17 protein-coding genes are annotated in these 20,804 nt (G+C 63.6%); 8 read left to right on the forward strand and 9 right to left on the reverse strand.

Going from position 1 to position 20,804, the window contains the following annotated elements; translation table 11 throughout:
* The first annotated feature begins 46 nt into the window (after window positions 1-46).
* The 4 genes from IPM16_12970 (at window position 47) to IPM16_12985 (ending at window position 5,434) form a co-directional block, all read left to right on the forward strand.
* Window positions 47-670 (forward strand): GNAT family N-acetyltransferase, encoded by a 624-nt coding sequence (locus IPM16_12970; protein MBK9124010.1) that lies wholly within the window; start codon window positions 47-49, stop codon window positions 668-670.
* Window positions 671-831: 161 nt separating this feature from the next.
* Window positions 832-1,359 (forward strand): MarR family transcriptional regulator, encoded by a 528-nt coding sequence (locus IPM16_12975; protein MBK9124011.1) that lies wholly within the window; start codon window positions 832-834, stop codon window positions 1,357-1,359.
* A gap of 35 nt (window positions 1,360-1,394) precedes the next feature.
* A complete protein-coding gene (locus IPM16_12980; GenBank protein MBK9124012.1) occupies window positions 1,395-3,311 on the forward strand; it encodes an ABC transporter ATP-binding protein in 1,917 nt (638 codons plus the stop codon).
* 125 nt (window positions 3,312-3,436) lie between these two features.
* Window positions 3,437-5,434: an ABC transporter ATP-binding protein gene (locus IPM16_12985; GenBank protein MBK9124013.1), complete on the forward strand. Its 1,998-nt coding sequence runs from the start codon at window positions 3,437-3,439 to the stop codon at window positions 5,432-5,434.
* Window positions 5,435-5,619: 185 nt separating this feature from the next.
* Here the strand turns inward: IPM16_12985 and IPM16_12990 are convergent, their stop codons facing one another.
* The 6 genes from IPM16_12990 to IPM16_13015 all read right to left on the reverse strand — a co-directional run bounded on the left by IPM16_12990 (window position 5,620) and on the right by IPM16_13015 (window position 14,216).
* A complete protein-coding gene (locus IPM16_12990; GenBank protein ID MBK9124014.1) occupies window positions 5,620-8,502 on the reverse strand; it encodes a hypothetical protein in 2,883 nt (960 codons plus the stop codon).
* 138 nt (window positions 8,503-8,640) lie between these two features.
* Window positions 8,641-10,014: a S1 RNA-binding domain-containing protein gene (locus tag IPM16_12995; protein MBK9124015.1), complete on the reverse strand. Its 1,374-nt coding sequence runs from the start codon at window positions 10,012-10,014 to the stop codon at window positions 8,641-8,643.
* Window positions 10,015-10,584: 570 nt separating this feature from the next.
* Window positions 10,585-11,715: a hypothetical protein gene (locus tag IPM16_13000; protein ID MBK9124016.1), complete on the reverse strand. Its 1,131-nt coding sequence runs from the start codon at window positions 11,713-11,715 to the stop codon at window positions 10,585-10,587.
* Between the two features lie 10 nt (window positions 11,716-11,725).
* Window positions 11,726-12,484 (reverse strand): TIGR03943 family protein, encoded by a 759-nt coding sequence (locus IPM16_13005; protein ID MBK9124017.1) that lies wholly within the window; start codon window positions 12,482-12,484, stop codon window positions 11,726-11,728.
* A 6-nt stretch (window positions 12,485-12,490) separates the two neighbouring features.
* Window positions 12,491-13,501, reverse strand: a complete 1,011-nt coding sequence (locus IPM16_13010) for a permease (protein ID MBK9124018.1) — start codon at window positions 13,499-13,501, stop codon at window positions 12,491-12,493.
* A gap of 361 nt (window positions 13,502-13,862) precedes the next feature.
* Window positions 13,863-14,216 (reverse strand): type II toxin-antitoxin system PemK/MazF family toxin, encoded by a 354-nt coding sequence (locus IPM16_13015; protein MBK9124019.1) that lies wholly within the window; start codon window positions 14,214-14,216, stop codon window positions 13,863-13,865.
* Between the two features lie 107 nt (window positions 14,217-14,323).
* Between IPM16_13015 and IPM16_13020 the strand changes: the two genes are divergently transcribed.
* Together IPM16_13020 and IPM16_13025 are read left to right on the forward strand one after the other, a co-directional pair.
* Complete coding sequence (locus tag IPM16_13020; protein MBK9124020.1) at window positions 14,324-14,665, forward strand: DUF433 domain-containing protein; 342 nt, start codon at window positions 14,324-14,326, stop codon at window positions 14,663-14,665.
* Entirely contained in the window at window positions 14,662-15,012 is a 351-nt protein-coding gene (locus IPM16_13025; GenBank protein ID MBK9124021.1) for a DUF5615 family PIN-like protein, read from the forward strand. Before IPM16_13020 ends, IPM16_13025 begins: the two co-directional genes overlap by 4 nt.
* A 94-nt stretch (window positions 15,013-15,106) precedes the next feature.
* Here IPM16_13025 and IPM16_13030 read toward each other — a convergent pair whose 3' ends face one another.
* The 3 genes from IPM16_13030 to IPM16_13040 form a co-directional block, all read right to left on the reverse strand.
* Window positions 15,107-16,054, reverse strand: a complete 948-nt coding sequence (locus IPM16_13030) for a DUF1385 domain-containing protein (GenBank protein ID MBK9124022.1) — start codon at window positions 16,052-16,054, stop codon at window positions 15,107-15,109.
* A gap of 69 nt (window positions 16,055-16,123) precedes the next feature.
* Window positions 16,124-17,359 (reverse strand): M24 family peptidase, encoded by a 1,236-nt coding sequence (locus tag IPM16_13035; protein ID MBK9124023.1) that lies wholly within the window; start codon window positions 17,357-17,359, stop codon window positions 16,124-16,126.
* A 150-nt stretch (window positions 17,360-17,509) separates the two neighbouring features.
* On the reverse strand, window positions 17,510-18,796 hold the full coding sequence (locus IPM16_13040) for a DUF2029 domain-containing protein (protein ID MBK9124024.1): 1,287 nt from the start codon (window positions 18,794-18,796) through the stop codon (window positions 17,510-17,512).
* A gap of 193 nt (window positions 18,797-18,989) precedes the next feature.
* Here IPM16_13040 and IPM16_13045 point away from each other — a divergent pair, with 193 nt between their 5' ends.
* Both IPM16_13045 and IPM16_13050 read left to right on the forward strand, forming a co-directional pair.
* Window positions 18,990-20,117, forward strand: a complete 1,128-nt coding sequence (locus tag IPM16_13045; protein ID MBK9124025.1) for a hypothetical protein — start codon at window positions 18,990-18,992, stop codon at window positions 20,115-20,117.
* 274 nt (window positions 20,118-20,391) lie between these two features.
* Window positions 20,392-20,670: a hypothetical protein gene (locus IPM16_13050; GenBank protein ID MBK9124026.1), complete on the forward strand. Its 279-nt coding sequence runs from the start codon at window positions 20,392-20,394 to the stop codon at window positions 20,668-20,670.
* The last annotated feature ends 134 nt before the right edge of the window (window positions 20,671-20,804 follow it).

Raw genomic sequence — 20,804 nt, forward strand, 5'->3', positions numbered from 1 at the left:
GCCGTGGCGCAGCAGTGCCGCCGGCAAACCCAATGGAGAAGTTCACATGCATACGATGGAAGGTACCGTGCTGCTCGATGATTCGCAGGTCAACGAGGCGGCCACACTGCTTGCAGACGTGTTTCAACACGATCCGATGATGCAGTATCTATATGCGGGTGTGCCCAACATGCGTGAACGCTCACTGCCGTTCTACCGCGCCGCCCTGCGGATGGGCACGTTGTATGGCGAAGTGCATACGACTTCTGAATTGGACGGCGTAGCGATCTGGATCAAACCGGGAAATACCGACTTTTCGTTTGGACAGATGCTGCGAAGTGGATTCTTCACGGCCATCCTTCGCACGGGTTTTCGGCCGTTTTCGAGGTTCATGAAGTCGGCCAACACCATACTTCCGCTCGAGAAGCAGGCGATCTCCGGCCCGCGCTGGGCCTTGATGTTCGTTGCGATTCGGCCTGAATTGCAGGGTCGGGGTATTGGCCGCAAACTGCTCGAGCCAATCCTTGTGCGTGCAGCCGCGGACGGTATCCCGTGCTACCTTGAGTCGACCAACGAACGCAACCTCACGTTCTATCAGCGTTTGGGCTATCGCACGGTCGTGGAAGCGGACATTCCTGACGGCGGACCACACGTGTGGGTAATGCTGCGCGATCCCGAGCAGCCGCTCTGATGAGACGTCGCGCTAGCCTGTCGCCGTTGTGAGGTGAGGGAGTGCAAACCCCTGCCGGGGTACGGGTTGGCCCCCATGCAGAATTGGCTCCTTGACAGGATTCGGAAACGGGCGTAGTGTTTGGCATGCCAATTATTGGTATACCAACGATTGGGGTGCCAATGACCGAAGACAGTCTGAAGCTCTCCGTACGTGAAATCATGATGTTGTTCTCCGTCGTCCACAAGACGTGGATGCAGACGTTGGGGGCGCATCTGGCGAGTCACGGCCGGGGGCTGTCGCCGCTGCAGTACGGCCTGCTGCGCACGCTCAGCGCCGAACCTTTGACGTTGAGCGATTTGAGCCGAAAGTTCAACTTAGACCCCTCGACACTCGTACCTACAGTGAACGCGCTGGAGAAACGCGGGCTTGTCGAGCGCGAGCGTGACCCGAACGACCGGCGCCGTATGCCGCTCCAGTTGACCCAGCTGGCGCGGGATGCGCTGTCGGGGATTCCGCACACGCCGCAGAACGATCCGTTGGCCGACGGGCTGCGCGAGATGGGCGAGAAGAAGACCCGTGCGCTGCTCGGCCTCATGACGGAGCTGATTTCGCATTTGCCCGATGGAGAAACCACCCTGTGCGAAGTCCGTGACCGGGTGGAACTGCACGAGCGCCTCGCACAAGAGGCGACCACACGCGGCGACTAGCGCCGCACCCATTCTCGCCGAGAGAGGACATATCCATGCAAGCTGTTCAATCTGTGGAACGGGGGCGGCGCCGTGCGCGTCGGGCATCCGGGCCCAACACCCTCGGGCGCGCCATTCGCTACTTGGGCAAGCAGCGCCGCACCGCGACGATCGCCTACAGCGCGCTGATCGTGGCGACGCTGGCCCAGCTCGCCGTGCCGCTGCTGACACAAAACATGATCGACACGGTGACGCAAGGCGCAGTGGCCCGCACGGTGCTGAGCATCGAGAACCCGGTCACGCGCGGGCTTGCGACGCTGGCGGTTCAGGAAGGGCTGGGCACGACGCCGGAGCGCCTCGAAGCGTTCAACCTCAACGCCGAGTCGTGGCTGATCGGCGCGGCGGTCATCATTCTGCTGTTCACGATTGTGCGCGCGGGGTTCAGTTTCGCGTCGGCGTATATGGCCGAGGCGACCTCACAGGGATTGGCGTTCGACTTCCGCAACGAAATCTTCGCCAAGCTGCAGCGCCTGTCGTTCAGCTACTACGACCGCAACCAGACCGGCCAGCTCATGATCCGCGCGACCGACGATGTCGAGAAGGTGCGTCTGTTCATCGCGCAGGGGTTGGTGCTGGCGGTGCAGGCGCTCCTGCTGCTGTCGGTTACGTTGATCATCCTGCTGCTTACGAATTGGCGCCTGACACTGGTCATCATCCCGATTCTACCGTTCGCGCTGGTGCTGTTCATGGTGTTCGGCGCGGTGGCTCAGCCGCTGTTCGCCGAGGTGCAGAAGCGCCTGTCGCGGCTGAACACGATCCTGCAAGAAAACCTTGCCGGCATCCGCGTGGTGAAGGCGTTCGTGCGCGAGCCGCACGAGCAGAAGCATTTCGACGGCGCAGCCGACAGTGTGTTCGCGCAGTCGCTCAAGGTGACGCGCACGTTCGCATTCCTGTTCCCGGTCATCTTCCTGATGGCGCAGCTCGGGCAAGCCCTCATCCTGTACTTCGGCAGCGGGCAGATCATCGACGGCGCCTTGACGCTAGGCGAGTATCAGCAGTTCTCGCTGTACCTGCTGTACGTGTTCTTCCCGATCGGCCAGCTTGGCTTCATCATCTCGTTGATGGCGCAGGCATCCGCATCGTCTAACCGCATCTTTGAGATCCTCGACGCCAAGAGCGATGTAACCAACAAGCCGGATGCCGTGGACCTGCCGGCGGTAAGCGGGCATGTCGAGTTCCGCGACGTCACGTTCCGCTACTTCGGCAGCAGCGAGCCCGTGCTCGATACCGTCAGCTTCACCGCCGAACCCGGCCAGACGATCGCGCTATTGGGCGCGACGGGCAGCGGCAAGTCCTCGATCATCAACCTGATCCCGCGTTTCTACGATGCCAGCGAAGGCGCGGTGCTGATCGACGGGCACGACGTGCGCGACGTCACGCTCGACAGTCTGCGCAGCCAGATCGGCATCGTCCTGCAAGAGACCAACCTGTTCGGCGGCACGATTCGCGACAACATCGCTTTCGGCCGGCCCGACGCGCCGTTGGAAGACGTGATCGAAGCGGCCAAAGCCGCCGCCGCGCATGATTTCATCACCGGCTTTGCACAGGGCTATGATACGCCGGTGGGCGAGCGCGGCTCGTCGCTGAGCGGCGGGCAGAAACAGCGCATCGCCATCGCGCGTGCCCTGCTGCTCAACCCGCGCCTGCTGATCCTCGACGACTCGACCAGCGCGGTCGACCTGCAGACCGAGGCGCACATTCAGCGCGCGCTCGACAACCTGATGAACGGCCGAACCAGCTTCGTGATCGCCCAGCGCATCACGACCGTGTTGAACGCCGACCAAATCATCGTGTTGGACAAGGGCAAGATCGCGGCGATCGGTAGGCACGCCGACCTGATGGAGAACAGCGCCATCTACGCCGAAATCTACAATTCGCAGCTTATCGGGGACGTGGTCCCCAACGAGCAGTAGTCAGTAGACAGGAATCTGGTTTCAGGAAACGGTCATCAGCGAAGAACGTTCACTATCGCACCGACTGTCGACTGAAAACTGACTTCTGACAACTGACCACTGGCAACTAGGGAGGAACGACCGACATGCTCGATATGCAGCGCAGGATGCTGGAGCAAGAAATCACCAAACCGCAGAACGTCGGCGTGACGCTGTCGCGCTTCGCCGGATACTTCCGCAGGTACTGGCCCGGCCTGCTGCTGGTGCTGGTGTTTATCCTTGTTGCGACGTGGGCACAGGTGACGACGCCGGAGCTGATTGGGCAGGCCGTCGACTGCTACCTGTATCAGCCGCAGGCCGCGGCTGGACTGGCTGCCACCGTGATGGGCGAGGACGTGGCCGCGGCCGCCGCGACCGACACGTGCTGGTGGACAGACGATGACGGCGCGGCGATCGCCGCGCGCATCAACGCCGACGCATCCATCGCGGAAGCCGACAAGCCGGGCGCGATCAACGCCGCCAAGCTGGCCGGCGTGGGCGGCGTGGTGCTGACGCTGATCGGCCTGTATCTGCTCGGCGCAGTGCTGACCGGCATGTCGTTCTACGCAATGGCGTGGAGCGGCCAAAACGTGCTGCGCGACATCCGCAAGGCGCTGTTCCGCCAGATTCACCGGCTGTCGTTGGGCTACTACGTCCGCAACGAGGCCGGCAATGTCATGAGCCGCATCACCAACGACACCGACACCATCCAGCAAGTCTTCAGCAATTCCCTGCTGCAAGTGTTCAGCAGTGTGCTGCTGATGTCGTGGATCGCCCTACGCATGCTGCAGACGAACTTGATCTACGCGTTGATCAGCCTGACCGTTGTGCCCGTCATGGTGTGGACGACGATCTACTTCAGCGGGCAGGCGCGCAAGGCCTACCGGCGCGCACGCGAACAGCTCGGCAACGTCAACGCCGATTTGCAGGAGAGCATCGCCGGCGCGCGCGAGGTGCAGGCTTTCAACCGTGAGGACGAGACGATCCTCGAGTTTCAAGAGTCGAACGCCGCCAACCGCGACGCCAACATCCGCGCCGCGACCTTCACCACCGCGATGACGCCGATGCTCGAGGCGCTCGGCTATCTGGCGCTGACGATCGTGGTCGTGGCCGGTGGCCTGTCGATGCTGCAGAACACGCCGCTGCTCGGGATCGGCGGGGTGGTCACGCTGGGCCTGATCATTACCTACATCCAGTACATCCAGCGCCTGACCCAGCCCATCCAGCAGATTGCGCTGCTGTGGACCAACATCCAGAACGCCATCGCCGGCGGCGAGCGCATCTTCGGTTTGCTGGACGAGAAGGCGGACATCACCGACAAGCCCGGCGCACGGGACCTGCCGCCGATCGAGGGCAAGGTCGCGTTTGAAGACGTCAGCGCCGAGTACGAGCGCGGCGTGCCGGTGCTCAAAAATGTCAGCTTCGGCGCACAGCCGGGGCAGATGGTTGCCATCGTCGGGCCGACCGGCGCAGGCAAGACGACCATCATCAACCTGCTGCCACGCTTCTATGACACGACCGGCGGATCGGTCCTGATCGACGGTCACGACGTGCGCGATGTCACGATCGCCAGCCTGCGCTCGCAGATCGGCATCGTGCTGCAGGATACGTTCCTGTTCAGCGATACCGTGATGAACAACATCCGCTACGGCCGGTTGGACGCGACCGACGCGGAGGTCATCGAAGCCGCCAAGCTGGTTGCCGCGGATACGTTCATCGAAAAGCTGTCGGACGGATACCAGACGGTCTTGGGCGAGCGCGGCAGCGGCCTGAGTCAGGGACAGCGCCAGTTGATCGCCATAGCGCGCGTGGCGCTGATGAACCCGCGTCTGCTGATCCTCGACGAGGCGACCTCGAGCGTGGACACGCGCACCGAGCGCATCATCCAGCGCGCGTTCGAGCAGCTGCTCTCGGGGCGCACGAGCTTCGTGATTGCCCACCGGCTGAGCACGGTACGCAACGCCGATCTTTTGCTGGTGCTGAAGGACGGCGAGATCGTCGAGCGCGGCACGCACGACAGCCTGCTCGAACAGCGCGGGGCGTACTACGACCTGTACATGAGCCAGTTCCGCCACGAGGCCGACGAACCCGCCGCCGCTGACTGAGGGAAGTGCTGAGTGGGAAGTGATGAGTGCTGAGGGGGTTTCGTCGCCTACAGCACCCGCTCGTGACATGCGCGACTTGTCGGACACGGCACCGCCGTGTCCGATTGACTCTCACCCCCAGCCCCTCTCCCTGACGACCAACGGGTGCACCGAAGGTTGGGAGAGGGGCTGGGGGTGGGCTGAGATCAGTTCCCGCCGCGGAACCCGGACGGGGCAGCCGGCGGCGGCAGGACGCCATCCGGCACCGGCTCGGCACGCGGGGGCACCGGCGTGTTGGTTGGGTGGCTCAACAGCAGTTCGACACCGTCTACAAACCACTTGCCCGACGGCGACAAATCGTTGAAACGCACTTGGAACTTGGTCACGGTGCGCCCGCCGGTCAGGTCGAGGATCGTCTGCGCGCTGATCTGGTTGTACACCTTGTTATCGTCGTACTTGATCGGAATCGCCTTGAACAACTGCTTCTTGTCGTCGCTGTACTTGATGACGAGCTTGACGTTGCCATTGGTCGGTGTCCGAGTATCCAGCCAAACGCTGAGGGTGAAGACGTCACCGGACTGGTAGCCGCCGGCTGGCTCGACGATCGGCTGACGCAGACGTGACGGCTCGAGATAGCGGCCCTCCTCGCCCTTGAACCGGAATGAACAGTTGCCTTCGAACGGATTCTTGGCGACGACGGTGTCTCGGCTGCTGGTGGTAATCCACGGATCGAGCAGGCAGTCTCCAAAGTCGTTCTCGAAGCTGCCGTTGACCAGCAGGCTGAAGGCCACGACTGTCTCTGCCGTGACGATCGACACGCCGCCGCTGGCGTCCTTGAAGTCGACGGCTTGGAACGTCAGTATGTCGCGGATCGAGACCTGAATCGTGCCGTCGTTCGGCGCTGGGAGGCCCGCAGCGGTGTTGACTTGCAGCGAGTACTGCCCGAGGCCGGTGCTTGGCAGGTTGAACGTCTCGCTGTCGCCGGCGGGTGTGGTCAGCGTGACCGGGTAGCTTGCGTCGTTGGTGTCAGGATCGACGTACGTGATCGTCACCGGATCGCCGGGCTGGATTTCGTCGGGCGCGGACGTCAGAATGCCGGTGACACCCTCGTCGATTACGGTGACCGTTGCCGCGCGATCGGTCGCCCCGGCCATGCCGTCGGGGCTGTCGAGTACGCTGAACTCGACGATGTGCCCGGGCACGGCACGGATCACCGTGCCGCCGATACCGAGCGTGACGTCGGTGCGGAAGCTGAACGTCCGCACGAAGGTTCCGCCGCTGGGCAGTTCGCCCAGCGTGCTCGTGACCGACGTGCCGTCCTGCAAGTCGGTGATCGTCACACCGATCGAGCCTGAACCGGCGAGGTCCGGGTCCACGTACGTCACGTCGATCTGGTTCTGCGCGAAGTAAGGCGCGTCCGATTTCGGCACGACGGTCGGGCGGTTCACGCTGATCTGCCCGGCGACGCCCAGCGGAATGGCCGAGACATCGACGCTGAACGTTTCGGGGCCGGCGCTGTCACCGAAGATGTCGGTGTAACTGAAGCGCAGAATATCGCCCGGGACAGCCTCAACGATGCCGTTGCCCGGCGTGATCGGCCCGGCGTTGACCGTTATTGTGGCGCTGTACACTCCACCGCCGACCGACGGCAGCGTAAGCGATCCCGTCTCGGGCGAACCGTTAGGGCTGCTGTAGTTGACCGTGACGCTCGGTCCCGCCGGTTGATCCGGATCAGTGACCGTAAGGGTGAACTGATTGAGCGGGTTTGGCCCGCCGGCTACCACGGTCGCGCTGCTGGCGACGATGGTCGCGTCGACACCGACCGCGCGCTCGATTGCGCCGAGGTCGCAGGCGGCGCCGCGCGGACGGGTCGTTCCGAGTTGATCCGTAGGCAGGCACCAGAATGTTCCCAAGATGCCGGCCGCGCCGTTTACCACCGGGCTGCCGATCTGCGGCACATGATGCCGTGTCGCAGCGCCGTTGAACCCGAGCGGGCCCAACTGCGGCGGCGCGACAATCACCGAGCCGCTATTGGTAATGCCGCAGAAGCTGGTGGTGCCGAAGTTGACAACCCCTAGAACGAAGACATTGGCGCTGAAAGTAAAACAGTCGGGACCAAACACCGCCACGTTCCCGGCAATAGTGGTGTTGCTCACTTGTGGCGACACATTGCCTGTCACGGTCAAGCCACCGCCGAGGCCAGCGGCCGTGTTGTTCGTAATCGTGACGTGCCTGACGGTCGCGGTGCCGCCCGCAGTAGTTCCGATCTCGATACCCGCGCTGTTACCGTTGGGTGCCCCGTTGGTGCTGATGGTCGAGTTCGCAATCGAGAACGTGTCGACACCCGAATACACGCCGCCGACACTGCCGTTTATCGTGCTATTCTGCGCGATCTCGGTGTTCACGATGGTGAGCGTCGTGCCGGGGTCACCAAAGATCGGGCCGATGCCGCCGATCTGGTCGGCTGTATTGGACGTGATCCGGGAGTCGTACACCTCGACTGTCGAGTTCGGCCCCTGCGTGACGCCGCCGCCCCAGCCGAGTGCGGTGTTGCCGGTGACGGTCACCCGTTCCAACCGCAAATAGACGTTGTTGCGGGCGTAGATTCCACCACCGTCTGCGACCGATGCGCCTCCTGTGACGGTCAGGTCGCGCATGATGACTGCGCCGCTGAAGATTTCGAACACCCGGTTGATGTTGTCACCACTGATGATGGTGCTGCCTTGACCCGCGCCTTGCAGCACGATGTTGCCACCGAAGATGTCGAAGTCGCCGGTGACGAACTGATCGATCGTCTCCGGCGCAGTGAGGATGGTTGCCGCCGGAATCATGATCGTCGCGGCGCCTGCAAACTGCGCCTCTTGCAACGCGGCGCGCAGCGAACATGCCACACCGGGGCCGGGATCGACATCACAGAAGCCGTCCAGCGCAAAGTCTCGTCCGTCACCAGTGTTGTTGACATAGAACGTCAGGCGCGGCGTGATTTGCGCGAACGCGGCCGATGACAGGCTGAGACTCAAGATGGCGGCTGTGATCGACAGCAAAAGAAGCCGCGCAAGCGGCATGCGGTGTGTTCTGAATTCCGACATGGTGCTTTAGTCCCCCGGGGTCATCGGCTTCCCCGAGTATAACGCAGACGCGAGGCAATCGTGTTTAATCTACCGCCCAGAATCAAAACGGGGCGGATCATCACGATCCGCCCCGCGGTGTTGCCGTTGTGGCGACGCCTAGTCGGCCTTCGACTCGCCGTCGTCGCTGTCTTCGCCACCGTCGCTGCTGTCGCCATCATCGCTGTCGAGATCCCCGGCAGAGCTGTCATCGCCGGCGCTGCTGTCCTCCGCAGCTTCGGATTCGTCCTCGGCGTTGGCTTCCGCGGCGACCACAGGCTCGGCTTCGGCGCTGGCTTCCTCAGCCACCATCTCAGACGCGGGCGGCACATCTTCGGCCTCCAGTTCGGAGGCGGGCGGCGCTTCGACAACCTCGACCGCCGGCGGGACTTCGCCCGGCAGGCCAGCATCCGCGCCCCAACGCTGCGTGAAGCCCACGCGCCGCTTTTCCGGCTCGAGGTGGCTGATACGCAGGGTCAGGCGGTCGCCCTTCTGCACATAGCTGTGCGGTTCCTTCAGACTGCCGTCGCCCATCTCGCTCAGGTGCAGCAGCCCTTCGAGGCCGTTGTCGAGCGCGACGAACGCGCCGAAGTCGACCACGTTGGTGACCGTGCCTTCGACAAGCTGACCCTCGTGGTAACGCTCGGATGCGTCCGACCACGGATCGGGCAGCAGGCGCTTGCGGCTCAGGGCGATACGGTTGGTCGAGCGGTCGAGCGACAGCACGAACACCTCGATCTCCTGACCGACCTTCAGCACGTCGCGCGGATGATCGACGCGGTGCCACGCCAGCTCGCTGACATGGATCAGGCCGTCGGCGCCGCCGAGGTTGACGAACGCGCCAAAATCGCGCAGGCCGGTGACGGTGCCGGTAACGACATCGCCTTCCTTGAGTTCGGCCAACAGGCGGGCCTTCTGCTGCGCACGCCATTCCTTCTGCGCTTCGCGCTCGCTGAAGATCAGCCGGCGGCGGTCCTGCTCGACCTCGATGACCTTGACGGTCAGGTCCCTGCCATTCAGTTCGTTGACGGCTTCGCGCCGGTCGCCGGACAGGCTGACGCTGGTCAGATGCGAGGACGGGATGAACCCTTCCAGACGCTTCCAACGCACTAGCACGCCGCCGCGGTTGCTGCCGATCACGCGGACCGTGTCGACCTCTTCGCGCTCCATCAACTGGCGCGCCTTCTCCCAGTCATACCGCTGAAGCCCCATGTTGATCGAGACGACCAGATTGCCGTCCTGATCCATCGGGTTCAGGATGTAGACCGGGACTTCTTCGCCGGACTTGAGCTGGGAACGAAACTCGGGATCGAGCCGTTCCAAGTCTTCCGACTTCACAATACCATCTTGCTTGGCGTTGAGATCGACAATGATCTCACGCTCGCGGACCTCGAGGATTATGGCGTTGCGGATCTCCCCACGGCGCAAGGCCAGCGGGGCGAACGTCGCCTCATCCTGCATGAGGCTCTCAAAGTCAAATCCGTTATCAATCATCTGCAGCACGCTCAAGCCCGGGGCAACAGGGTCGACGCTCCGTCCGGTTCTCCCCGGGCTGTTAGTGAACCGGCGGCGCGCAGAGTAGACGCAATGGTGTTTTGCCCACTTACCCTCGATAGCAGTATATCAGAAAAGAATCGGGGGATTTGCCCGCACTCTGAGAACATTAATTCGAGATTGAGATAGTTCACACGTTGAGGCGGGATGTAAGGCAATTCGTTATGCAGGCGGTGGTACCCGCGGCGCAGAAAACGATTGAAGCCTAGCGAATTGAACCTCACCCCAGACCCCTCTCCCGAAGAGAGGGGCTTTCACAGATGGCGGGTCTTGTGCGTAGGGACATGTGCCGTGTCCGGGAGAGAAAAGGCCGGCACAGAGACCACAGAGACGTGCCGTAAGGGCGGCCCGGCGGGCCGCCCGGGCCGCGCCGGAGGCTCAAGCCCCGGCTAATGAACAGACCCGCCGAAGCGGGTAGGCGGACCGACGCGTCTAGCCCGGGATTTCAACCTTGGGGGCGACCCCCTCGGTGTGCTCTCTCTTGCTCCGTGGCCTCTGTGCCCGCTTTTCCTACCCACCCGGCGCGGGGACCCACCCCGGCAGGTACGCGTTCGGCGCGACCTCGTACAGCGCGCCGGTCGCCATCTCGTAGACCCAGATGCCGGGCAAGCTGCCGCCGTATTCGAAGCGCTGTACCAGCAGCATCAACCCGTCCGGGCTGAACGCCAGCGCCCCATGATTGAACGCGTCGTCCACGATCAACGGCGTCAGCGCTTCCGATTCAAGGTCGTACAGATAAACCTGCTGCCCGCGCGTGCCGCGCTCGTCGTCGGCGTATTGACGCAGCACGGCCACGCGCCGCCCGTCCGGGTGCCACGCCGCCGAGACGCCGTCGTTGGTCTGCCCGTCGGGGAACAGGTCGCGCAAGTTGTTGTCCACCAGCTCGGCGACGATCAACTGCGAGCGCACGGTGACCTCGCCGCCCATCACCAACGTCGACGTGATCAACGTTTCGCCATCGGGCGAGAGCGCGCCGGTCATGCCGTTGTCGGCCGGCACGAACTTGATCCGGTCGGCTTCCTCGGCCGGGTTGAAGTCGAACACCAGCACACCGCCCGCGGTCGACTCGTAGAACGCGAGCCGCCGTCCGTTTGCGCTCCAGATCGGCTGGCTGCCGGTCGTCTGGTTGTCGTTGAACAGCGGATAGTCGCGCGGCTGACCCGTGTTCAGGCCATCGACGATGAAAATCTTCGGCGCGCCTGAGCCGGTGCCGAAGTTTGGATCGTATGTCCGGCGCATATAGGCGATTGCAGAGCTGTCCGGCTTCCACGCCGGCGTCGTGCAGTCGGCGTTGAGCGCCACGCAGTCGACCAGCGTGCGGGTCGTGCCGTCGTACAGGTCGACCAGCACCAGGTTGACGCGGCCGGTCGTCACGTCACGCTCGGCATACGCGATCCGCCGGCCGTCGGGCGAGGCGGCGTAGTCGAACACCCCGCCGGCGCTGCGGGTGATCTGGGCCGCGCTGTCCGGGTCGCCGGGCACGACCGTCCACACGTTTTGCGGGCCGCTGTTCGCCGGCGCCAGATACGCGACGCGCAGCGGTTGATCGGGCGGGCGCAGCAGCAGCACCGACAGCGCAATCAGCGCGACGATGATCAGCGCGGCAATCAGGATCGTGAGGTCAAAGCGCGAGAGGCGCATCGGATGTCGCTTACGGGTACAGGTACGGGTGTTCCGGCTCTTCGACGGGCGTGAGCTGCGCGGCCTGCAGCACCGGCACCTGCTGGCCGAGGAATTCGCCTGCTTGGAATTCGCCGGAGACCTCGACCCATGCGCCGGCCTCGGGCGCGTCGGCGCCCGCGTAGTACGCTGGCAGGCCCAACGCCGAGGCGTCCGCAACACAGCAGCTCAACGTGAAGCGCGCGACCATGAAGGTGTTCTCGGGATAGCCCGGCTCGGTATAGACGAAGCCGAGCACGTTGGCCTGCTGCCCGTTAAACGCCGAGGGCGACTGCTCGGTGACGAACGCGCGCGACCAGTCGAGGATGTCGCGGTCGAGCGGCGCCTTGCTGACCAGCGCGACCTCGGCGGCGCTGTAACTGGCCGCGCCGACGCGGATCGACCCGTTGATGGCCTCGGCCCCCAGCGGGCGCGACGGGATCAGCGTCCCCAGCACCAGCGGCACCGCCAGCATCAGCATCATCGACAGGCTCGTGCGCGAATGGCTGAACGCGCCGCTGCGGACTCCGCCGCGCAGTTCGGCCAGCGCCGCCGCTCCGCCGACCGCGAACAGCACCACCGCCACGTAGCTCAGCCACGCGAAGCGCGCGTTGATGTAGTTGGTCAGGTTGCCGCTGAGGATGTTGTAGGCGAAATACGCCGCCAGCCCGAACAACAGCGCGGCCTTGATCGCGACAGCGCCGCGGTTTGGGGCGGGCGTGGAGGTCGAAATAAGGAGGTTCGTCTGCATCGGGGCTTACCTCATCAACAGATTCATCCAGACGCCGATCAGCAGCGTCAGCAGGAACGGGATCAGGATCAAATAGGCGACGGTGCGGCGCCGGAACACGCCGAGGAACATCAGCGTGCTCTTGATGTCGACCATCGGGCCGAAGGTCAGGAACGCGGCGATCGAACCGGTGGTGAACGTCCCTGTGAACGCCAGCGCGATAAACGCATCGACCGTGCTGCACACCGACAGCACAAACGCGATCAACTGCATGACGATCACCGAGATGACCGGCCCGCTGCCGATACCGATCAACTGCTCCTGCCCGACGAACATCTGCATCAGCGCGGCCAGCAGCGAGCCGATCACCAGATAGCGGCCCATGTCGAACGTCTCGTCCACGCTGAACTGCGCGGCGCGGATCAGGCCGGGGACGAGGCGCGGGCGGTCGACCACCTTCGGCCCACTGCCGCCGGTGACCGGCGCGAGCGAAGCGGGCAGCAAGACTTCTTCGGGCCGGGCTGTTAGGGCGAAAACCAACCCGACCGCGATCGCCACGACGGCCGTGATCGCAAAGCGGGCGATCAACAGCGGGCCGGGTCCGAACGCGATATACGTGCTGACGAGCACGATCGGGTTCATCACCGGCGCGGCCAGCAGGAACGCGATGCCAACCGACATCGGCAGCCCTTTGGTGAACAGCCGCCGCGTGACCGGCACGACGCCGCACTCGCACACCGGGAACGCGAAGCCCATAAACGCCCCGACGAACGGCGCGGCAAAGCGGTTGCGCGGCAGCCAACGCACGATGTCCTCGCGGCTGACGAACACTTCCAGCAGGCCGGAGACGGCCGTGCCGAGCAGCAGGAACGGGGCGGCTTCGATAAAGATGCCGAGGAAGCGGGTGGCGAACACACCGAACGTCACGGCCGGGTCGCCGCGCGTGAGCAGCAGCGCTGCGATCGCGATCAGGAAGGTCGCCGTAAACGCGGGGCCGAGCCAACGGCGAGCGGGCGGAGTTGCAGCAGACGACGTCATGTCATGCCTTCTCTATCCGTCATCCCGCGGACTATAGCACGGCGGTATCCGGCGCTCCAGTGCCGCTTGCCCGACGGCGGGCATGGACTTGCACAACAGAGCTTTTAACCACAAAGGGCACAGAGTACACAGAGAAGCAGGAGCACGCAGAGGGGATATCGGGGCGATCCGCCGGGTCGCCCGCGGCACAACGTCACGCGATGGTAGGGACACGGCACCGCCGTGTCCGGGAACGAAAGACGGGCACAGAGAGACGAACCTCACCCCAACCCCGGGGGGGGGGGCGGGGGGGGGGGGCCTCAAGAGAAGGAGCGGGGGGGAGGGCGGGGCCGGGGGTGAGGGTCAGTACGAGAGGCCGCTGTCATGCCTCCTCGCCGCCCTGATACGACGACTGCACGAACCGCAGGCCAGCGAGAATCTGCTCGACCCGCGCCACCGACACCGTACCGATGAATGCACCCAAATCCGCTTTGCGCAGCGTCGTGACCTTGGCGACCTCGACCACACTTTGCCGCGGCAGGTCCGCCTCGCCGGCCTCCAGCAGTACGTTCCCCGGCAGCGATACGCGCTGCAGGTTGGTGGTCAGCGCGACGGCTATAACTGTCTCAATTCGGCTGTGGTTGAACACGTCGTCCTGTACGATGACGTACGGATGCGGCACGCTGCCCGCGTCATTCAACTGCACCCAGTACACGTCGCCTCGATGAATCGGCATGGTCGCTGCTCTGTGCCTTAGCGTCTATCCCACCGGAAGAATGGTATACAATCGTGCTGGTATCATCGTGCTCAACACTGAATCAGTCGTGTAGAAATGGACTCGCCGTGACCGACGCCCCGATCACCGAAGCCATCCCGATCTATACCGATGACGACGGTCGAATGCGTGTAAGCGGCACGCGCGTACTGCTCGACCTCATCGTACACGCCTATCATCAGGGTGAGACCCCCGAACACATTGTCCAGATGTACACCACGCTGTCGCTTGATCAGGTGTACTTGGCGATCGGCTATTACCTGCGCCACCGCGAGGCCGTCGACGAGTACATTAAGCGCATGGAAACGGAAGCCGAACAGCTCCGGCAGGAGTGGGAAGCACAGCATCCGCCCCTCACGCGGGCCGAGCTCGAAGCACGCCTCCACGCGAAGCGCGCGAATGCGGAATGAAGTTCCTCGCTGACGAGAACTTCAACAACGATATTCTACGCGGCGTCTGGCGGCGGATCCCAAGTGCCGTTTTCATCCGTGTCCAAGACACTGAGATTGCGGGCGCCAATGATGATGGTGTGTTGGAATACGCCGCCGAGCGCGGATATATTGTCCTCACGCATGACGTAAACACGATGCGTGGACATTTCTACCGACGAATGCGGTCCGGCGAACCCCTGCCGGGGCTGTTTCTCGTCCACAAACATACGCCTGTGGCGAAGGTAATCGATGCGCTTGAACTCATACTCTCCGCCAGCGATGCGGCGGAGTGGCTAGGCGTTGCGACCTACGTGCCGTTTGACTGACAACGCAAAAAAACGGTCAGGGCGAGCCATTGACTCGCCCTGAAAACTCCTCTTCGTGCTCAGTGCCGGCTAATGCGGTACTCGGCGCTTCACCCTAGTCCCCAGCGACAGGCTCGGGCTTGGGTTCCTTGGTCCAGATCGGCAGATGAGCGACTTCGCTCTCGTCCAATTCACCTTCGCTGACGAGCACGTGCTTGAAGGCTGCAATGGCGACTTCCAGCATGTCCAGCGACGGCTGACGGGTGGTCAGATGCTGCAGCGCGAGGTTCGGCTTGACGATCACGCGCACCCACGGACGGTGCAGATTGCGTGCCGTCCAGCGCAGCACCTCGTAGGCGATGCCGGCGATTACCGGGATCAGCAGCACGCGCGAGAGGATCAGCAGCAGGAACGGCGGGCGTCCCAACACGCTGAACACCAGCACGCTGACGAACACGACCAGCAGCAGGAACGCCGTGCCGCAGCGCGGATGCTCGATCGGGTAGGTCTGCACGACCTCGGGCGTCAGCTCGGCGCCGGCCTCGTAGGCGTTGATCGTCTTGTGCTCGGCGCCGTGATAGCTGAAGACGCGCTTCATGTCCGGCAGCAGGCCGACGATGCTGATATACCCGACGAGGATCACAAGCTGGATCACGCCCTCGATCAGGTTGACGAGGAACGGCGCTTCTTCGAGACCGAGCACATGGCTGATGCCGGTGGCGGCGGTCGTCGGCAGCAGGAAGAATAGCCCGACGGCAAACAGCATCGAAAACGCGACCGTGCCCCAGCCGAGCGGGCCGTTGAAGTTGACCTCTTCCTCGCCCAGCGCCACATCGGCCGACCACATCAGGGCGCGCACGCCGAGGCCGAGCGCATCCCACAGCCCGACCACCCCGCGCACAAACGGCGTCTTGGTGATCTTGCTCCGGTACAATGCCGCCGGGATCGACGCGCGGTGCACGGCGATCTTGCCTTTCGGGTCGCGCACAGCCACGGCGAAAATATGCTGGCCGCGCATCATCACGCCTTCCAGCACGGCCTGACCGCCGTAGCTGAATTTCATCTCTCGTTTGACTTCGTTCATGGAACTGCCTTCGTCGATGGGCTGAACGATCTACGTGCTGGCGCGGGTTCAGCTTCCGCGCAGGGGGAGAATCAAGTCCTTGGGCACATCGGTCAAGCTGACCAGCTCGCCGCGTTGGGTGACGATCAGCATGTCCTCGACGCGCACGCCGAACCCCTGATCCGGATAGTATAACCCCGGTTCGATGGTGATGACGTTGCCGGGTGCAAAACGATCATCCTTCGACTGGTGGCTGATGCGCGGGCTTTCGTGCACGTTGAGGCCGACGCCGTGGCCGAGGCTGTGGACGTAGCCGACGTTGGTGCCGGGCTTGCTGCGCGAGGTCGGATGGCCGAGGCCCTCGAAGTAGTCCTGCACGGCTTCCTGCATCAGGTGAGTCGGCTTGTCGACGCCGAACTGTTCGAGCGCGATGTCGAACGCGTTCATCACCTGCTGGTACGCCTCGCGCACGTGATCGGGCGCGTAGCCGATGCACCACGTACGCGTCATGTCATGATGGTAGCCGCCGCCGATTTCGCGCGGGAAGAGATCGAACACGATCGGCTGGCCGAGCTTCAGCGCCTGACGCTCGTCGCCGCGGCTGTGCGGGAAGCCGCCGTCACGCCCCTGAGCGAAGATCATCGCCGTGTCTTCGAGGTCGCGGTCGAGCAGCGCGCGCCGGACGAACCGCTTGACGTCGCCGATCGTCAGCGGCGTGCCGTCGTCCTTGACGACCGTTTCGCTGTCGTCGGCGCGATGCCGGCTGATGAAGTCCCACGTCGCCTTGACGACCGCGCTCGTGCGCTGAGCGACAGAGCGAATGCGCGTGATCTCGACGTCATCCTTGGTCGTGTAGGCGGCGTCGAACAGGGTGGGATTGAGTTCACCGACGAACGTGTACTGCGGGAACCGCTGGCGCAGGCCGTCGATCAGCGCCAGCACGACGTTGACGTCGTTGGTGCCGTACACGCCGATGCGGCCGTCGGTCATGCCGAGCTTGTCAAGGCACCCGCCGTAGAACAGCACCTGAGTCAGGGCGGTGTCGCCGTTGGCCTTCTCGCGAGCCGCCTCCATGCCCATCGCGTGATAGTCGTAGACTTCGAGGCCGGACGCGGCAGCTTCGGCGGTTTCCATGCCGTTGACGACCAGCACCGGGCTGTGGCCGGCGAGTTTGATCGCCACGCCGCCGGTGATGCGAACGCCGCCGGTCAAATAATCCAGCGCCGGGCTGTGGTCATGGGCGGCGAACACCATCAGTGCATCCAGCCCGCGGTCTTGCATCAAGCGATCAATGTCGAGTTTCATGTGGTCGTAACCTTATAAACGGTACTCGCAACCTAACCCCCCAACCCCTTCTTCCAACAGAGAGTGGGAGTCGCGCATCGCGCGGTGGGAGTGAGGTCTACGGCCCATAAGTTTGGCGTGTCGAGGGCGTTTTGACGAGGGTCGAATTGGTCAACGGACTACGCGCAGGACGCGGTAGAGCGCAACGCAAAGGCCGATCAGGATGGCGGTGCGCGCGATGATCGAGAATGCGTAGATCGACAGCAGGCCAAAGTCGATCACCAGCGCAGATGGCGTGGCGATGCGTGAATACAGCACTGGCACTTCCAGCAGCGAGAGCGCGGTCAGGGCGAGGCACGTCAACACGCCGGCGCGATTGGGGAAGCACAACAGGGTGAGCGGCAGAACTTGCACGAGCCAATGCGGCGACCATCCCTGCGCTTGCAGCAAGAACACCAGCAGCGCGAGCAGCGTGAACGCGACCAGCCCGCGGTTGTCACGGCGGCGCGTGCGCAGGAAACAGATTAGTCCGACGCTCAGGCCAAGCGCGATGCGCACGACCCCCGGCACGACCGGCGGACGGCCATACAGCCGGTCGGCGGCGGCGAGGTCATAGTGCAGCAGCACCGGATCGTCGCCGGGGAAGGCAAAGTCGCCGGCCGACAGGTTGCCGTCGATTAGCGCCCACACGCTGCCGTAGCTCGCCTTGCGGAATTGGGCCGTCAGCGAGGTCAGCGTAACCTGCGGGTTCGGGTTTTCGATCAGCAAGACGCCATACGCTCCGGCGAACAGTATCGCCGTCAGCACGATCATCTGCGCGGCGCGCCAAGGCGGGCGAAAGCGCAGCGCGGACGCCACCAGCAGCGCCGGCGTGAACTTGACAAGCGCCCCGATCGCGGCTGCCACACCCGCCGCGCGGTCGCGATTCGTCAGCAGCAGGCGCAAGCCGAGCAGCAGCCAAAACGCCACCAGTGTTTCGAAATTCCAGAACAGTTGAATCAGCGGCAGGGCGAGCATGGCATAGACCCACGCCACCGCCACACCGGTCGGCCGGCCGTACAGCCGCGAGCCGATCGAGCGCACCAGCAGCAGGTTGGCGCAGTCGAACGCCAGCATGATCGCGCTGATGACGGCCGTCCACACCGGGAAGTTGACGTTGGGCAGGGCTTGATAGACCAGCACGCTCAGCCACGCCCACACCGGCGGGAACTCGCTCCACCAATCGCGGAAAGGTAAGTCGCCGGCGGCGCTGAGCGCCGCCAGCGCGAAGTGATAGGCGCGGTCGCTGCCGGTGGTCAGGCCGCCGGTACCGAACGTCCCGACCGGCGGATAGGCCATCATCAGGCCGACGCGTAGAAACACGAACAGCAGCAGCAGCACGCGGATGTCGGTGAGCAGCGCGTGGATCGTGATGCTGGGCGCGGTCGAGGTGTGGGGCGGTGATGTCGGTGGCTGCATGGCGCAACATTATACCGCCGGACAATAGTACCGGCGTGGCGCGGCGAACAGCCGTACGCGACGCGTCGGATTCGACCCGCGCTTCGTGCAGACACGATGGCTGTGGCGGCCGACATCCATTGCGCTTCTGCCCGCTGCGCGTTAGGTTCGATGCAGCGTCGCACATGGAGCACGGCGTTGAAAGGTGGGGGCGATGTTGGCGATTCGTAAACCGGTGCTGCGGGCGGATGCCGCACGGTATGTGCTGATTCTCACGCTGGCGTTCGCGCTGTGCGTCGTCGTGACGCGCGTCTATCTCGAACTCGCGGGTTATCCACAACTCGGAAACGAAACGTATCATTTCGCCCATGCGCTGTGGGGCGGCTTGCTGCAGCTTTTCGCCGTACTGCTGCCCCTGTTGTGTGTGAACCGCTGGATGCGCGACGTGTCGGCAGTGCTTGCCGGCGTCGGCGCCGGCCTGTTCATCGACGAGATCGGAAAGTTCATTACGCAGCAGAACGACTACTTCTTTCCGCTCGCCGCCCCGATCATTTACGTTGCGTTTCTGGCGATCTTGCTGATCTATCTCGTCGTTCGGCGGCGTCAGTTGTCGACCGACGTTCATGCCGATATGTATTACGTGCTTGGCGAGCTGGAAGAAGTGCTGGAGGACGACCTGTCGGTGAGCGAGCGCGACCACCTCGTGGCCCGATTGCAGCGGATCACCGACGGGACGACCCGACCTGACGTCGCCAATCTCGCGCGCCACATCATGCAGTACCTGCAGGCGGACTCGATCGACCTGTCGCCCGACCGCATGACACCATCCGCGCGCATCGTCGCGGCGATTACGCGTTTCGAGAAGCGGTTCCTGCCGCGCCCAATCGCACGCGCCGTGCTGGTCGTGCTGTTTGCGCTGAGCGGCCTGCTGTCTCTGTTCATGCTGTACGTGTTGGCGACAGTGCTCGGCGGCGAGGGCGGATCGCTGCCCGACGTGCTGCGGGTGATCGTCATGGATGCGGCCAACATCAACAGCGCCAACAGCCTCAGTTGGTACCTGATCCTGATTGGCCTCGATCTGGTCACCGGCGCGCTGCTGCTGGTCGCGATGGTGGCGTTTCTTATTCGGCGCGACGTGCTGGCATCCGCGCTGGGCATGATCGCGCTGGTGGTGACGCTCGCCTTCTCGAACACGCTGTCGTTCTACTTCAACCAGTTTTCGGTGCTGTACAACAGCATCTTCACGTTCTTCATTCTGCTGATGCTGCAGCGATACCGTGACCGGTTCGTGGGCGAGCCTCTGCTGTCGGAGGCCGAGCCGGCGATCGCGCCGGACGACTAGTATGCGTGGGCAGAGCGACGCCCCAGCCACATCGCGCGTCACTGCCCGGTAGGACGTCCGGCCTGATTTTCAGCGCGCATTGTCATAACTTGAACGCGGCCACAATCCTGTGCGCGTGCGGTTCGGGGTCCTGCGCTTCTCTGAAAACACGCGCTCCGATGGCACGCGCTCCCGTGTGGAAAAGCGCGTCGGGTCATGCTGCGTCCGAATGACAAACAGGGCCGAAGTCTCTATCATCAATACTAAGCCTTGGCTTGGAGGTGTCACGATGTACGTGAAAATCAACCGCAATTTTTGCGACCACCAACTCGCCGTCTGCGAACAATGTTTGGGAAAGTTTCTTGCCAATCCGATGGGTTACGAACGCCAGTGCTTCGAAGAAATCCGGGACGACGGCAGTCCGCTGCTGACCATCGACCTGCACACCGGCGAACGCGACATTCGCTTAAAACTGACCGATGAGCAGCGCAAGTTGATGGCCGGCGAGGGGTGGGCGAAGTTCTTGAACTTTGCAGTGCCGATGTTCCGCGACAACGCCGACGACCCGAAGTAGTGACAGGGTCGGTGTATTCGCACCGCCAGTCGCTTTCTGGACGAGCGGTGATGTTGACGGTCCCCCGAAAGCGGGGCGGCGTTTGAGGCGTGCTTGGGCTGCGTCAATGCCTGTCGTGGAGGGCTGGCGACTGA

Origin of the sequence: Candidatus Flexicrinis affinis, from assembly GCA_016716525.1 — a bacterium.
Classification (GTDB): domain Bacteria; phylum Chloroflexota; class Anaerolineae; order Aggregatilineales; family Phototrophicaceae; genus Flexicrinis; species Flexicrinis affinis.

What these genes read in the sequence shown, in the direction of transcription:
- IPM16_12980 (MBK9124012.1), top strand. Translation starts at nt 1,395, where the DNA reads ATGCAAGCTGTTCAATCTGTGGAACGGGGGCGGCGCCGTGCGCGTCGG.
- IPM16_12975 (MBK9124011.1), top strand. Translation starts at nt 832, where the DNA reads ATGACCGAAGACAGTCTGAAGCTCTCCGTACGTGAAATCATGATGTTG.
- IPM16_13040 (MBK9124024.1), bottom strand. Translation starts at nt 18,796, where the DNA reads ATGCAGCCACCGACATCACCGCCCCACACCTCGACCGCGCCCAGCATC.
- IPM16_12985 (MBK9124013.1), top strand. Translation starts at nt 3,437, where the DNA reads ATGCTCGATATGCAGCGCAGGATGCTGGAGCAAGAAATCACCAAACCG.
- IPM16_13005 (MBK9124017.1), bottom strand. Translation starts at nt 12,484, where the DNA reads ATGCAGACGAACCTCCTTATTTCGACCTCCACGCCCGCCCCAAACCGC.
- IPM16_13015 (MBK9124019.1), bottom strand. Translation starts at nt 14,216, where the DNA reads ATGCCGATTCATCGAGGCGACGTGTACTGGGTGCAGTTGAATGACGCG.
- IPM16_13045 (MBK9124025.1), top strand. Translation starts at nt 18,990, where the DNA reads ATGTTGGCGATTCGTAAACCGGTGCTGCGGGCGGATGCCGCACGGTAT.
- IPM16_13010 (MBK9124018.1), bottom strand. Translation starts at nt 13,501, where the DNA reads ATGACGTCGTCTGCTGCAACTCCGCCCGCTCGCCGTTGGCTCGGCCCC.
- IPM16_13030 (MBK9124022.1), bottom strand. Translation starts at nt 16,054, where the DNA reads ATGAAATTCAGCTACGGCGGTCAGGCCGTGCTGGAAGGCGTGATGATG.
- IPM16_13000 (MBK9124016.1), bottom strand. Translation starts at nt 11,715, where the DNA reads ATGCGCCTCTCGCGCTTTGACCTCACGATCCTGATTGCCGCGCTGATC.
- IPM16_12970 (MBK9124010.1), top strand. Translation starts at nt 47, where the DNA reads ATGCATACGATGGAAGGTACCGTGCTGCTCGATGATTCGCAGGTCAAC.
- IPM16_13035 (MBK9124023.1), bottom strand. Translation starts at nt 17,359, where the DNA reads ATGAAACTCGACATTGATCGCTTGATGCAAGACCGCGGGCTGGATGCA.
- IPM16_13025 (MBK9124021.1), top strand. Translation starts at nt 14,662, where the DNA reads ATGAAGTTCCTCGCTGACGAGAACTTCAACAACGATATTCTACGCGGC.
- IPM16_12995 (MBK9124015.1), bottom strand. Translation starts at nt 10,014, where the DNA reads ATGATTGATAACGGATTTGACTTTGAGAGCCTCATGCAGGATGAGGCG.
- IPM16_12990 (MBK9124014.1), bottom strand. Translation starts at nt 8,502, where the DNA reads ATGTCGGAATTCAGAACACACCGCATGCCGCTTGCGCGGCTTCTTTTG.